Raw genomic sequence first — 12,146 nt, forward strand, 5'->3', positions numbered from 1 at the left:
GCGGTGTTCGCGTCGGGCATGGCTAGTCCGTCCGGCTACGCTCTCAGAAACGTGCCGACTCCAGATACGCTTTGACATGTGCCGTCTTTCGAAGGCCGTCGCCGGTTGTCTCCGGTTCGGCCGCCTCTGCGCTTTCCGTTCCTGCCGCAAGGGCAGCTGTGGCTGGGGCCGCGACGGCGGCAAGCTTCAGAAAGCCTCTTCTCGCCACATCCGGTTTATCCTGGCTCATTGTCTTCTCCTCGTTATCTACCAAACGCTCGGCACTTACGCCTTCGCGCCCTGCGTCATACGAAACGCCTCTTTCTCGATATCCATGAATGCCGCACCGATCGCACCTACCGGCGCATAGAAAACCGAATTTTTCGCACTCTCCAGATCATTGAAGAAGTGCCGTGCCCACGGGCCGATGTGCACATTGAAGAATGACTTTTGTGTCTCAAGGTCGGCCACATCGCCGAACCGCCCCCGGATCAGCCCCGCCATCATCTCGCACAAGCTGGCGATATTGTCCTCCGGCTCGAACACATTGTCAGCCCGTTCGATGCCGAGACGCGCCATATCGCGCCGCAGCACCGCCAGCGGTCGCTCGTTCAGGAAACCAGTCAGATAAAAGCTGGCATAGGGCAAAAGTTCACCTCGCCCCAGACCGATAAACAGCGCATTGAACTCACGCTCCGCAGTTCTCGGCTTGAATTTCGTACTGACCCGGGCGAGCGTTCCGAAAGCCTTGCCGATCGCAGTATCGTCGCCGGCTAGTCCTTCACACCGGCTGAGAAGCCTCCCATCGGGCGGAGCAGCCAGCAGCGCACCAAGAAAATCGTAGAGGTCCGCCCGCAAGCATTCCTCTTCAGCGATTTCCGGCTCCAGGGCCCTCTCGTTCACGATCTCTCCCAGTGTGGCATTGTTGGTAGTCTTTCCCGCAACTCTACGCCTAGCTACCCGAACGTCAACTCATTTTCCGACGCCTAAGCCTTTCGCAGTGCAGCATTATTCGTCGAATGTGAACTGCATTCGACGGCGCACACCAGCGGCGGTGGCGACTTCGGGCTTAGTCTTTTCTTCTTCACAGGAGATGGCAGGTGTCAAATCCTCACCCTGATCAACGACATCCTGTCCGTCATCCTTTTCGGTATTTTCGCTTTCATCGAGTTCAGCCAGTGCCGCAGCTTTCTCAACGGCATGCTGCGTCGCACTGAACATGCCCTTGCCTACCTCGTAGAGTGTGCGCATGTCGGACTTGACCGTCGCCGCATCCGTATAGTCCTCACCATGGTCGACCAAGCCGTCGAGGTTGGCGAGCACCGGGTTTGACTTCCAAAGTTGCCGGAGCGCCCGATTTCGTATCCTGGAAGGGATGCCAGATTGCATGAAGCCCGAAAAATCGTCGCCTTTGCGCAGAGTATCAGGATCGGGCAGGCCCATGTCTTCGAGCAGCCTGCTGTCTGCTATTGTTTCGTCTTCGCCGGCAACGTCTTCCTCTCGCGTTTCGTCCAGTGCAGGTTCTGGTGTCTCGTCTTCCGGAGGATCCTTCAGTTTCCGCTCCGACCACCTGCTCAAAAATGGTTTTTCGTCTTCTTTCATGATGAGGTGCCGCCTTTCCGATGCGACGGCGCACGATAGACGTCTGCTGCCTGGCGAATTCGCGCATCTCCCTTGCCGTCCTCCACCACATCCGTTCGTATTCGGTCACGCTTTCGTTTCACGAATTCGGCTTCACTGTGATGCGCTTCCACGAAATTCTCGATCATGTGTCTCAGGGCAATCGGCATCGGAACCTTTTCTACTATGTCTTCACCGCTGTCGAGGTAGTCCTGCGCCTCGTAAGGAGATGCGGTGACCCGGTGCAAATCAAGCCCCGGTTCGCCCGTCGTTTTGCGCAAAACGACATAGACAGATGGCACTTCTGCGTTCAGAGCCACAAGGTAGGCCTCTGTGTCTGTCCGGAACAACTTCATAGGCAGAGTACCGGCGTGATACTCTACGGCCTCACCCTCGTGCCGCATGACCTTCCAGGAGGCCGTTGCCGCACCGGGCAATACCGCCACTGCCCGCCAGTTCCACTGCGCCCAGCGTGTCACGCCAGGCTCCCGACGCACAACGACACCGATAGGTATGGAGATCATCTTCTGAGCGTCCGGAGACATGGCTAACCTCACTTGCGCTTTACGATACCACAATGCATTGCCTATGGTTCAGGAAACTAACAGGCGCTGCGGCAACGTAAAGGCCGCGGGAGGAACCCATAATGTCACCACGGCTCATGCTATGCACTTGCGAAGGCTCGCAGGCAATCGACGCGGACGCCCTCGGCGAGGCAACGGGCCTGTCGACCGGACGGGTGTACACGAACCTTTGTGGGCGCGAAGCACCTGAGTTCCGAAAGGCAGCGGCAGAGCAAGATGTCGTGATCGCCTGCGGTCAGATGGCCGAAACCTTCGCCATGATTGCTGACGAATTGGGTTTGTCGGCGCCCCGAACCTTCGACTTGCGCGACAGCGCCGGCTGGTCCGACGAAACGGCTGCCGCCACCCCGAAGATGGCCGCTCTCGCCGCTGCAGCACTGATTGATATACCAGCCGCCCCTTCTTACGATCTGCACTCCGGTGGAACCTGTCTCATTCTTGGGCCCGAAAAAACCGCCGTCGCCGCTGCGGAGCGTCTGGCCGAACATTTGGCTGTTACCGTGGCAGTCACTGACGGCGCACCTGAGGTGTTGGTACCCGACCCGGGCTATGACCTCATTACTGGCAAGCTGCGGCGCGCGGAAGGCAGTTTCACCAAGTTCAATGTCACGTTTGATGCCTTCAGCACCGTCCTTCCTTCCGGACGTGGCACGCCGGCAATGACGAGTCCGCGGGACGGAGCGAAAGCCAGCTGTGACATTCTTCTGGATCTCACCGGTCGACCCTCGCTATTTCCGGCAGCGGAAAAGCGCGATGGCTACCTTCGCGCCGCTCCTACAGACCAGCCCGCGATAGAGAAAGCCGTTTTCGAAGCCGCCCAAATGGTCGGCACCTTTGAGAAGCCTCTCTACATCCGATTCGAGCCCACGCTATGTGCACATTCCCGCGCCTCCAAGCCTGCCTGTTCCCGTTGCCAGACCGTCTGCCCGACGGGCGCAATCACGTCTGCGGGCGAAACGGTAGCCATTAACTCCGACATTTGTGCCGGGTGCGGCGCCTGCGCCTCCGTTTGTCCCACCGGTGCCGCCAGTTACGAGGCACCGACGGTTTCCAACATCTTCCGGCAGATAAGCACCCTCGCCCGGGCCTTCCGCTCCGCCGGTGGAAAAGCACCGCGACTGCTGGTCCATGAAACCCTTTTCGGAGCCGAGGCTATATCGCTCGCCGCCCGCTACGGCAGGGGGCTCCCCGCCGACACGATACCGCTGGAAGTCAACTCACTGGCAATCTTCGGCCATGCTGAACAACTCGCCGCCCTTTCCGCCGGCTTCGTGTCGGTTGATCTGATGGCCGGACCGAAAACGGAAGTTGACAGTGTTGAACCCGAATTGGAGCTCGCAAACGCAATAGCAGGACGATTGCTTGTCCGCCTGATCGAGCCTCGTACACCAGATGAGCTGGAACATATGGTTCGCGATCGCCAAGGAGTGGACACAAACCCGGTCTCGCAGATTGTGCTGCCAATCGACGGACGACGTCAGACCGTGCGACTGGCCGCCAAGTCGCTCCATGGAGAATCAAGGGGGACTATCCCCCTGCCCGAAGGCGCTCCGTACGGCGCTGTGGTCGTAGACACAGAGGCCTGCACCCTGTGCCTGGCGTGCGCCAGCCTGTGTCCGACGGCGGCCTTGTCTGACGATCCCGATTATCCCCGCCTGATGTTCCAGCAGGATGCCTGCATTCAGTGCGGCCTTTGCACCAACGTCTGCCCCGAGAACGCCATTACGCTGCGCCCGGAAATGGATCTCTCCGATGACGCGCTGCGCCAGACGGTCCTGAAAGAGGAAGAACCGGCGGAATGCATTTCCTGCGGAACTCCTTTTGGCGTGCAATCGACAATAGACAGGATCATTGCTCAACTCGCTGGAAAGCACCCCATGTTCTCCGGCTCGGACAACATGCGCCTTATCCAGATGTGTGACGACTGCCGCATACGGGCACAGTATCATGCAGATGCGCAGCCTTTCGCTTCGGCACAGCGCCCCCTGCCCCGCACGACCGACGATTACAAGACAACAAAAAACTGATCTTCAGTTGGCGATTATAGCACCGCCCAAATCCTTGACTGGAATACTGGAAACATACGCCAGTATGGCGTTGTACTCCTCCTCCGTCAGGAGAATTGGTGCGATTGCCGGCGGCAATCCCTCGGGAAACGGCTCTGTGAAACCTTCTATCTGCGTAAAGGAGGGATGCGGATTCAGTGTGAAAAAGCCGGCAAACTTGCCCTCCCAGTCGGAGAAGTTTTTCATCGCACCAAAGGAAGGCGTGGAACTGATTCCGCCCATGCGGTTGCGCTCGCTTACTACGTGACACCTGCCGCAGTGTTGGTGGGCAAGACGGTCCCCGGCCATTTCATCGCCCTCGAAAACCACTTCATCCTCAGAAATTGCATCGATCTCAGGCGCGAAGAAAATTTGCGTTCCATCTGGCTGAAATGCTGTCAGCGTGTTCTGACCAACCTCCGAGCGCAGCCACTCGGCGAACACGGCCGCACTGTCGGTCTCGGCGGTGCCCAGCAAGCCCCAGGATCGACCGTCCCATTCGAACACACCACCGTTTGCCCTCTCGGCAACTGAAATGTCTCCATCACCCGCAATTGCCACCGGAATTTGGGTCTTCAATCGAAATCGCGGAAGGATGTAGTCAAATACTCCTGTTGCCACCAGCTCGTCAGGTGCCGAGATTGTCAGGCCGTGCCCGTCGCCGAAAGCAGAATGCGTCAGCCCCAACGCCAGTGTCGCTGCCGCGATCAATCGATACATCGTTCCTCCCCGTTGTTCTGGCTGGACCGGTTTGCACCAATTTGTGTGGTGCAGGCCTTGCTACCGGAGGTCTTTTGGCCAACATAAGGCGGTAGGGCACAACCGATCAAGGTGGCCGAATTACAGCAGGATACGGGTGGACCATGGAACAAGAAATCAACATGTCGCTGCGCAAGTTTTTAAAACAGGTGGGTGTGACGTCCCAACAGGCGATAGAGGAGGCGGTTCGCGCGGCTGGTGGGCTGGACGGTGAGGTTCAGGCGAAGGTCGTTCTGACAATCGAGGAACTTGGTCTTACCCACACGGTTGATGGCACAATCGGGCCGGACAAGAAATCGTGAGTATCAGCCGGGAAACCGTTCTTGCCGAGCTTCGAAAATTTGAAGATCCGTTTTCCAAAAAGGATCTGGTTTCGGCCGATCTCGTCCGGGCACTGACGATCGAGGACGGTTCTATCCGCTTCGTCATGGAAGTGGCAGAACAATCGCAGGGCGCAGCGCTCGAACCCGTTCGCGCCGCGGCCGTGGAAGCACTTGAAAAGTTGGAAGGCGTTGAAAAAGTCACGGCTTTGCTGACTGCCCATTCAGCACCAAAGCCTCCACCAGATCTGAAGATCGGCCGACATCCGACGCAGTCCGCCGGACCGGCGAAAGTTCCGGGTGTAGACAGAATTGTAGCCATCGCGTCTGGCAAAGGTGGTGTCGGCAAATCTACCGTATCGGCCAATCTGGCGGTCGCGCTGGCAGCCGAAGGTCGCCGAGTCGGATTATTGGATGCGGATGTCTACGGCCCCTCGCAGCCGCGGATGATGGGTATATCGGGCCGGCCGGCTTCGCCGGACGGCAAAACGATCCTGCCGTTGCGCAATCACGGCGTGACGATGATGTCGATTGGGCTGATGACCAAGGAGGACGAGGCGGTGGTCTGGCGCGGGCCGATGCTGATGGGCGCGCTGCAACAGATGCTGGGCCAGGTGCAGTGGGGCCAACTGGACGTGCTGCTTGTGGACCTGCCACCGGGCACCGGTGACGTACAGATGACGTTGGCGCAGAAGGCGGAAGTGACCGGGGCGATCGTCGTATCGACTCCTCAGGACATTGCTTTGCTAGACGCCCGCAAGGCGCTGAACATGTTCAAAAAAATGAACGTTCCTGTCATTGGCATGATCGAAAACATGTCAACGCACATATGTACCAACTGCGGGCACGAGGAACACATCTTTGGGCACGGCGGCGCAAAGGCGGAAGCGGAGAAGCAGGGCCTTGAACTGCTTGGAGAAATACCGCTGCATCTCGATATCCGGCTGGCAGCCGACGGCGGCGCGCCCATTGTCACATCCAAGCCGGACAGCCGTGAGGCCCAGACCTATCGGGAGATTGCCCGCCGCCTGATCGCTGACGGCAAGGCGTGAGCGAAACTCCGGTCTTCCCCCCGCTTATCACTGGCATCGCAGCCGGTGACAGCGCCTCGCCCATGGAAGCGGCTTGCGCGGCGGCTGTTGAGGATGGGGAAGCCGGACATCTTTTTTATAGATTCCAAACGGATACGCTGAGTGCTGCGATCTTGCTGGCACCGGAAGTTCCGTTGGAGGATGCCATGACGGCACTGCTGCTCGCCGGCATTGGTTTTGGTGATGCGCTCGGGGCACTGGCACCGCCGGAGGTGGGGGTACATTTTGAGTGGCCGGCAGGTTTCCGTGTGAATGGCGGACGGTGCGGGGAATTGTCGGTAGCGGCGTCGGCCACGACGTCCGATGAGGTTCCCGATTGGTTGATCGTCGGGTTGATGGTACCGCTGTGGGCGGCGGAGGATCAGGGGTATGATCCTGAAACGACAGTGCTTTTTGCCGAGGGTTGCGCCGAAGTCTCGCCGGTATCGCTGTTGGAAAGCTGGTCGCGGCACTTTCTTGTCTGGCTGGACAGGTGGCAGGAGGAGGGTGCGGGACCGATCCATCGCGAGTGGCTTTCCCGCGCGTGGAAGCGTAACGAGGATGTGACGGTTCGACTTGCCGGAAAGGACTACCGTGGCAGATTTAGTGGTCTGGACGAAAAAGGCAGTATGATCTTGCGGTCCGACTCCGATATGGTGTTGCTGCCGCTGACAGGAATGCTGGAAGAAAAATGCTGAAACTTGCCCGCACGATCCGGTTTGACGAGAGCGATGAGAACGTGTTTTCGCGGCCGGCGGAGCCGGGGGAATGGGCCATTCCGGGTGGGTTCGAATTCTCCAACTGGGGCGAAGCGGATCTTGTTGGCAAGGCGCGGCAGGCGTTTGCGAATGGCTGGCTGGGGCTGGGCAGCTTTGGCAGATCGACATTCGTGGCTGTCGCAAAAATCGAGCAAAATGAACTGGATAGCCTGAAAAATAAGTTGTCGGAGCACTTTGTGCGGGTCTATGGGGCGCCTTCGGTGGAGGTTGCGCGGGAGGTTGCGGCGGGCGAAATTGCCTTCATGACAGAGCTCGCGGAAGACCATGCGCCGAACACGCTTCTGACGGTTTCGCGCAGTTTGACTGAGGCCGGGGTGAGCGAGGCTTTCCGGGCGATCAGCCCGGCGGAAGCGGATATCGACATCGTCGCCGTTCACGGAACACTGGACTGAAAATTATTACAGTCCAATATCTTACGCCACATTGCTAACGTTGATTGTTTGCGCCGGAAGGCTTGGAGCGGGTAGCGGGAATCGAACCCGCACCTTAAGCTTGGAAGGCTCTTATGATACCATTTCACCATACCCGCGATCCGGTTTTACCTATGACAAGGCCGCAGGAGCGTCAAGCGCCGTTCAGCGGATTCGTGGCCCATCGGGCGCAGGTTTTGCGATATGGGTTTGGTATGGTTTCGGTATGGGTTTGGTATGGCTGATATCGCAGTTTCAGGGCCCGATCCGGCAGTGTGGCGGGCAGGTAATGACTGCATTACCTGTCAGGTAATGAATTTGATTACCCCCTTACAAACGCAGCGGATCGAAGCGTGACGGGCGGAGTTCCCACTCCGCGGGATGGCGCGGTTTCCGGACGTGGAAATGTGCGCGGGCCGTGACCCTGCCCGACGGCGTTGGCGCCGGACAGGGTGGAGTTCAGAAGGTGAAGGTGCCGCGGATGGCGATGTTGCGACCAGGCTCATAGAGCGGGGTGAGGCCATCGTCGCGGAACTCCTGCCCGTAGGTGGCCCGGTCGGCGTAGACCTCGTCGAAGATATTGTTGATTTCACCCCGGATGGTGAAGTTCGGCACCGCACGGGGCGTGTACTCCACGAAGGCGTTGACGACCTCATAGGCCGGCAGTGGCACCGTGGGATCGCCGAAATTGTAGGTCTCCTCCTTTTCCAGAGCGATCTGGGCATCTACACCAACCATCAGGTCCATGTCGGAGAGCTTGTGCGCGATCTCGACAGTGATGAGTTCTCCGATGGGCGTGGTCAGGTAGCGGCCGGTGTAGGAATCGGCCTGGGTGCCGTCGATTTCACTGTCGATGTTGGCATAGCCCACACGGAAGAAGCCGTTCTGCCAGTTGTAGGTCGCGCCGAGTTCAAAACCCTGCGCCTCGACGTCGGAGGTGGCATCTGGACCGCCGCCGTAGCTGGGCACGCGGGCATCGTTGATATTGGTGCGAAACACCTTGCCCCGGAAATCGAAGCGGCCGAAGGAGGCGTCGGCGGCAAGGAAGAGGTTGTCGGCGCTGACCGGCTCGATGCTGTCGCCGGGGTAGACCCACGCCGGGTTCATGATGAAGTTTTCGGCAAGCACGACACCGCCCCAGACACGGGATACACCGGCGCTAACGGTGATGGCTTCGGTGAGGTCGTACTCGCCGGAAATATTGCCGGACAGGCCCTGATTGGTGTAGGTCGTCCCGTCCGTGCCCTCGAACTCCTGAAAATCAACACGGCCGCCGAAGGACAGGCGGGCGCTTTGGGTCACGTCCAGCCTTGCCTGGGCAAAGATGCCAACGTTGCGAGCCTCTTCGCTGGCCGCCTCGTCAAAGCTTGAATCCGGCAGGTAGCGGTAATCCGTCTCGGCGGTTTCCACGTAGAAGTCGGCCCCTGCGGTAACCGAACCGTAAGCGACGGGAAAGCGGTTCTGGAAAACGCCGCTGATGCTGTCGGTCGAGCCGCGGCTTTCCTGATCCGCTTCTGGCAACAACAGATCGGTGACGCTGTAGGCGAGCGAGAATTTCGGATCCCACCAGCCGGTGGGCGCCTCGTCGGTGTAGGTAAAGACAAGGTTCTGGCGCCGGAGATCATAGGTGCGGGTGTCGGGCACCGGGCGGCCGCCGACCAGACGGCCGATGTCGGCGCGGTAAGGGCGGGCCTCATCGTCGTGGACGCTTTCGTAGGAAAGTTCGAAGCGGTGGCCGGTCTCGCCCTGGTAGGCGAATTTCGCAAGCCCACTGAGCAGGCCGGTGCCGGAGCCGATGATCTCGTCGCCATTTCCGTCCTCGCGGGTGCCGCCCTCGGCGTATTTGAGATACCCCAATGCCTCGAACGCGCCCTGCCTGCCGAAGACCGACAGGGAATTGGTGAAGATGTCACCGTTGCTCTGATATTCCCCGGAGACGATGCCGCCAAAGCTGCGCCCCGCCTCCAGCAGATCATCCACATCCTTGGTCTCAAATGCGATGGCCCCCGCCAGTGCGCCGGGTCCGGCATCGGCCGGCGCGACGCCGGGATCGACGCGCACCTGTTTCAGCAATTCGGGGTCGATCAGCGTGGTGGCGTTATGGTGGAAGATCTTGTTGTTCTGACGGGCGCCGTCGACGGTGACGGCGAGATTGTTTTCTTCGACGCCGTTAACATAGATCTTCTGCGAGACTGGCAGCGAACTGCCGACAGAAATCGTCGGTTCGTTCTTGAAGACATCCTGAAGGTCGGCCGGATCCGTCCTGTCCAGATCTTCGCTGTCGATACCGACCTCGTTGCCGCTGCCGGAGGTGAACAGGATCGTGCCGAGGGGATAGAATTCGTCCGACTGGGCAAGGGCGCCATGGGCACTGGCAATGGCCAGCGCGGACGACAGGGAAAGCAGAGTACGCATGTGAATCTCCCACCACATTTCATGACATGGGTGGCTAGGAGAACCTTTGCTGCCGCGTGCGCAGGCTGCATTTTCCCGAAGAAGGGTCAAGCGCTAACGGAAGAACCCAGACAGGAAGGCCCGGGGCGTTGCCGGATCGCGTCAGCCCGCGGTTCGCCGTAGGGCTCAGGCGACTTTCGGGCTTGGCTCACGGCCGACATAGCCGGTGTCGATGCCCTCGGCGGCGGCGATGCGGTTGATGGTTTCCGGCAGCGAGAACTCGACATCACCGAAGCCATGTTTGCGGGAACCGGCCTGCGGATGCAGTGTAACGCCGGGCAGGTCTTCGAGATTTTCTGCCTGATAGCGATCCGCCGGGTTTTCACCGGGGTAGAAGAGGTGGATGCTGGTCGAATGGCTGCGACTGGCGAGCCGGGGCCGCATGTTGCGGTCGGACTCTTCGCTGATAACGGTGTCGAGCGTGTCGAGATAGGCGCGGCCCCGGTGATCGACGGCGCGGGCGGCATGGTCGATCGCGGTGAAGATCGAGAAACCGAGGAAGCAGTTCACGCCGGCGCGGGTGCAATGCTCCAGCGCACCGAAGCCGCCACCGGAGACGGCGATGGCCATTGTGTGCTCTGCAGCGGCAGTGCGTTCGGCGATATGGCCGGAAAAGGCTTCGACACCCGGAAACTCTTCGCAGCCATGGAGGAACATGCTTTCCTTGGCACCGGAGAAACTGTCGACTGTGAAGCCACGCTCCTCAAAGAACCGGGTGAGGCGGGCTGGCCGCTGGCCCAGTATCTTGTTGGCGAAACCGGTGAAGAGGAAAGCGTGTTTCAAGGCAAACTCCAAGTGTCAGGCAGGAAAGATGAACAGTGACAGCCTGCCCCGCCCGCGTCGAAACCAGCGTGGTGAAGACAGTGGGAATTGCGCGTGAGGAGGATGAACCGCGCTATGGCGCTGCTCGCTTGATCAATGGCGTACCGGCGCAGAAGGCTGCGCCGGTGCCGAAACGGGTGATGCCGGCGGCCGGGATCAGGCGATCTCTTCAAGGAGTTTCAAGGTGTTCTCCAGCGTCATCGCCACCGGGTTGCCGCCGGTGCTGGGATCGCGCAGCGCGGCTTCGGCGAGGGTGGCAAGATCGGGGTTGGCGATACCGAGTTCGGTGAGCGATTTGGGGATGGCGAAGCTGGCGTTGAACGCATCTACGAAATCACAGAAGCCCTCATACCCGCCTTCGATGCCGAGATAGGCGGCGGCGAGGCCCATGCGATCCTCGATCGCCGCGCGGTTGAAGCGCAGGACGGCGGGCATGCAGACGGCATTCGTTGTGCCGTGGTGCGTGTGATAGTGCGCGCCGATGGGGTGGCTGAGAGCGTGGATGGCGCCGAGGCCCTTCTGGAAGGCGGTGGCGCCCATCGCCGCGGCGCTCATCATGTTGGCGCGGGCCTCGATATCCGCGCCGTCGGTGTAGGCGCGGGGGAGGTATTCCTTCACAAGGCGCATGCCTTCCAGCGCGATGCCCTGGCTCATCGGGTGGTAATGGGGGCTGGAGAACGCTTCGACGCAATGGGCGAAGGCGTCGAGCCCGGTGCCGGCGGTGATGAATTTCGGCATGCCGACCGTAAGCTCGGGGTCGCAGATCACCTGTGCGGGCAGCATTTTTGGGTGGAAGATGATCTTCTTTTCGTGAGTCTCGGAATTGGTGATGACCCCTGCCCGCCCGACCTCAGAGCCGGTTCCGGCGGTGGTGGGCACGGCGACGATGGGGTGGATGCCCGCGGGGTCGGCCCGCGTCCACCAGTCGCCGATATCCTCGAAATCCCACAAGGGGCGGGTCTGGCCGGCCATGAAGGCGAGGGTCTTGCCGAGATCGAGGCCGGAGCCGCCGCCGAAGGCCACGACGCCATCGAAGCCGCCGTTGCGGTAGGCGCGCAGGCCCTCTTCGACGTTCTTCTCGTTGGGGTTCGGATCGACCTCGGAGAAGAGGGCGCGGCCGAGGCCTGCCGTTTCGAGAATGTCGAGCGCGCGGGTGGTGATCTCCATGCTCGCGAGGCCCTTGTCGGTGACCAGCATGGGGCGCTGGATGCCGGCGGCGCGGCAGGTCTCGGCCAACTCTGCGATGCGCCCCGCGCCGAAGCGGATGGCGGTGGGATAGGACCAGTTTCCAACGAGGGTCATGG

General features: G+C 60.3%; 13 protein-coding genes and 1 tRNA gene. 5 read left to right on the forward strand and 9 right to left on the reverse strand.

Annotated elements, in window-relative coordinates; genetic code table 11:
* Positions 1-43: 43 nt before the first annotated feature.
* The 4 genes from GO499_RS08750 to GO499_RS08765 form a co-directional block, all read right to left on the reverse strand.
* Positions 44-229, reverse strand: a complete 186-nt coding sequence (locus GO499_RS08750) for a twin-arginine translocation pathway signal protein (protein ID WP_161861847.1) — start codon at positions 227-229, stop codon at positions 44-46.
* Between the two features lie 35 nt (positions 230-264).
* Positions 265-882: a TorD/DmsD family molecular chaperone gene (locus tag GO499_RS08755; RefSeq protein WP_161861848.1), complete on the reverse strand. Its 618-nt coding sequence runs from the start codon at positions 880-882 to the stop codon at positions 265-267.
* 105 nt (positions 883-987) lie between these two features.
* The gene (locus GO499_RS08760; RefSeq protein WP_161861849.1) at positions 988-1,581 is read right to left on the reverse strand and encodes a DUF3306 domain-containing protein; all 594 of its coding nucleotides are present in this window, start codon (positions 1,579-1,581) and stop codon (positions 988-990) included.
* On the reverse strand, positions 1,578-2,144 hold the full coding sequence (locus tag GO499_RS08765) for a DUF3305 domain-containing protein (protein ID WP_161861850.1): 567 nt from the start codon (positions 2,142-2,144) through the stop codon (positions 1,578-1,580). The genes GO499_RS08760 and GO499_RS08765 overlap by 4 nt, the downstream gene beginning before the upstream one ends.
* Positions 2,145-2,245: 101 nt before the next feature.
* Between GO499_RS08765 and GO499_RS08770 the strand changes: the two genes are divergently transcribed.
* Positions 2,246-4,210, forward strand: coding sequence for a 4Fe-4S binding protein (locus GO499_RS08770; RefSeq protein WP_161861851.1), 1,965 nt, complete (start codon positions 2,246-2,248; stop codon positions 4,208-4,210).
* A 3-nt stretch (positions 4,211-4,213) separates the two neighbouring features.
* Here GO499_RS08770 and GO499_RS08775 read toward each other — a convergent pair whose 3' ends face one another.
* Positions 4,214-4,939 (reverse strand): c-type cytochrome, encoded by a 726-nt coding sequence (locus GO499_RS08775; protein ID WP_161861852.1) that lies wholly within the window; start codon positions 4,937-4,939, stop codon positions 4,214-4,216.
* 152 nt (positions 4,940-5,091) lie between these two features.
* On the opposite strand from GO499_RS08775, the gene GO499_RS08780 reads away from it, so the two are divergent.
* Genes GO499_RS08780 through GO499_RS08795 form a run of 4 tightly spaced genes read left to right on the forward strand, consistent with a single transcriptional unit; the run spans position 5,092 to position 7,548 of the window.
* Positions 5,092-5,289, forward strand: a complete 198-nt coding sequence (locus GO499_RS08780; RefSeq protein WP_161861853.1) for a DUF6494 family protein — start codon at positions 5,092-5,094, stop codon at positions 5,287-5,289.
* Positions 5,286-6,359: an iron-sulfur cluster carrier protein ApbC gene (apbC, locus tag GO499_RS08785; RefSeq protein ID WP_161861854.1), complete on the forward strand. Its 1,074-nt coding sequence runs from the start codon at positions 5,286-5,288 to the stop codon at positions 6,357-6,359. Before GO499_RS08780 ends, apbC begins: the two co-directional genes overlap by 4 nt.
* Entirely contained in the window at positions 6,356-7,075 is a 720-nt protein-coding gene (locus GO499_RS08790; protein WP_161861855.1) for a biotin/lipoate--protein ligase family protein, read from the forward strand. Before apbC ends, GO499_RS08790 begins: the two co-directional genes overlap by 4 nt.
* On the forward strand, positions 7,072-7,548 hold the full coding sequence (locus GO499_RS08795) for a DUF6505 family protein (protein WP_161863887.1): 477 nt from the start codon (positions 7,072-7,074) through the stop codon (positions 7,546-7,548). Before GO499_RS08790 ends, GO499_RS08795 begins: the two co-directional genes overlap by 4 nt.
* 63 nt (positions 7,549-7,611) lie before the next feature.
* Here GO499_RS08795 and GO499_RS08800 read toward each other — a convergent pair.
* The 4 genes from GO499_RS08800 to GO499_RS08815 all read right to left on the reverse strand — a co-directional run bounded on the left by GO499_RS08800 (position 7,612) and on the right by GO499_RS08815 (position 12,144).
* A tRNA-Gly gene (locus tag GO499_RS08800) sits at positions 7,612-7,685 on the reverse strand.
* 340 nt (positions 7,686-8,025) lie between these two features.
* Positions 8,026-9,981 (reverse strand): TonB-dependent receptor domain-containing protein, encoded by a 1,956-nt coding sequence (locus tag GO499_RS08805; RefSeq protein WP_161861856.1) that lies wholly within the window; start codon positions 9,979-9,981, stop codon positions 8,026-8,028.
* 165 nt (positions 9,982-10,146) lie between these two features.
* Entirely contained in the window at positions 10,147-10,803 is a 657-nt protein-coding gene (locus GO499_RS08810) for a hypothetical protein (RefSeq protein ID WP_161861857.1), read from the reverse strand.
* A gap of 195 nt (positions 10,804-10,998) precedes the next feature.
* The gene (locus tag GO499_RS08815) at positions 10,999-12,144 is read right to left on the reverse strand and encodes an iron-containing alcohol dehydrogenase (RefSeq protein WP_161861858.1); all 1,146 of its coding nucleotides are present in this window, start codon (positions 12,142-12,144) and stop codon (positions 10,999-11,001) included.
* Positions 12,145-12,146: the final 2 nt, after the last annotated feature.

Origin of the sequence: Algicella marina, assembly GCF_009931615.1 — a bacterium.
Classification (GTDB): Bacteria; Pseudomonadota; Alphaproteobacteria; order Rhodobacterales; family Rhodobacteraceae; genus Algicella; species Algicella marina.

Coding starts and splice junctions, on each gene's coding strand:
- GO499_RS08750 (WP_161861847.1), bottom strand. CDS start 229: ATGAGCCAGGATAAACCGGATGTGGCGAGAAGAGGCTTTCTGAAGCTT.
- GO499_RS08760 (WP_161861849.1), bottom strand. CDS start 1,581: ATGAAAGAAGACGAAAAACCATTTTTGAGCAGGTGGTCGGAGCGGAAA.
- GO499_RS08765 (WP_161861850.1), bottom strand. CDS start 2,144: ATGTCTCCGGACGCTCAGAAGATGATCTCCATACCTATCGGTGTCGTT.
- GO499_RS08770 (WP_161861851.1), top strand. CDS start 2,246: ATGTCACCACGGCTCATGCTATGCACTTGCGAAGGCTCGCAGGCAATC.
- GO499_RS08780 (WP_161861853.1), top strand. CDS start 5,092: ATGGAACAAGAAATCAACATGTCGCTGCGCAAGTTTTTAAAACAGGTG.
- GO499_RS08805 (WP_161861856.1), bottom strand. CDS start 9,981: ATGCGTACTCTGCTTTCCCTGTCGTCCGCGCTGGCCATTGCCAGTGCC.
- GO499_RS08815 (WP_161861858.1), bottom strand. CDS start 12,144: ATGACCCTCGTTGGAAACTGGTCCTATCCCACCGCCATCCGCTTCGGC.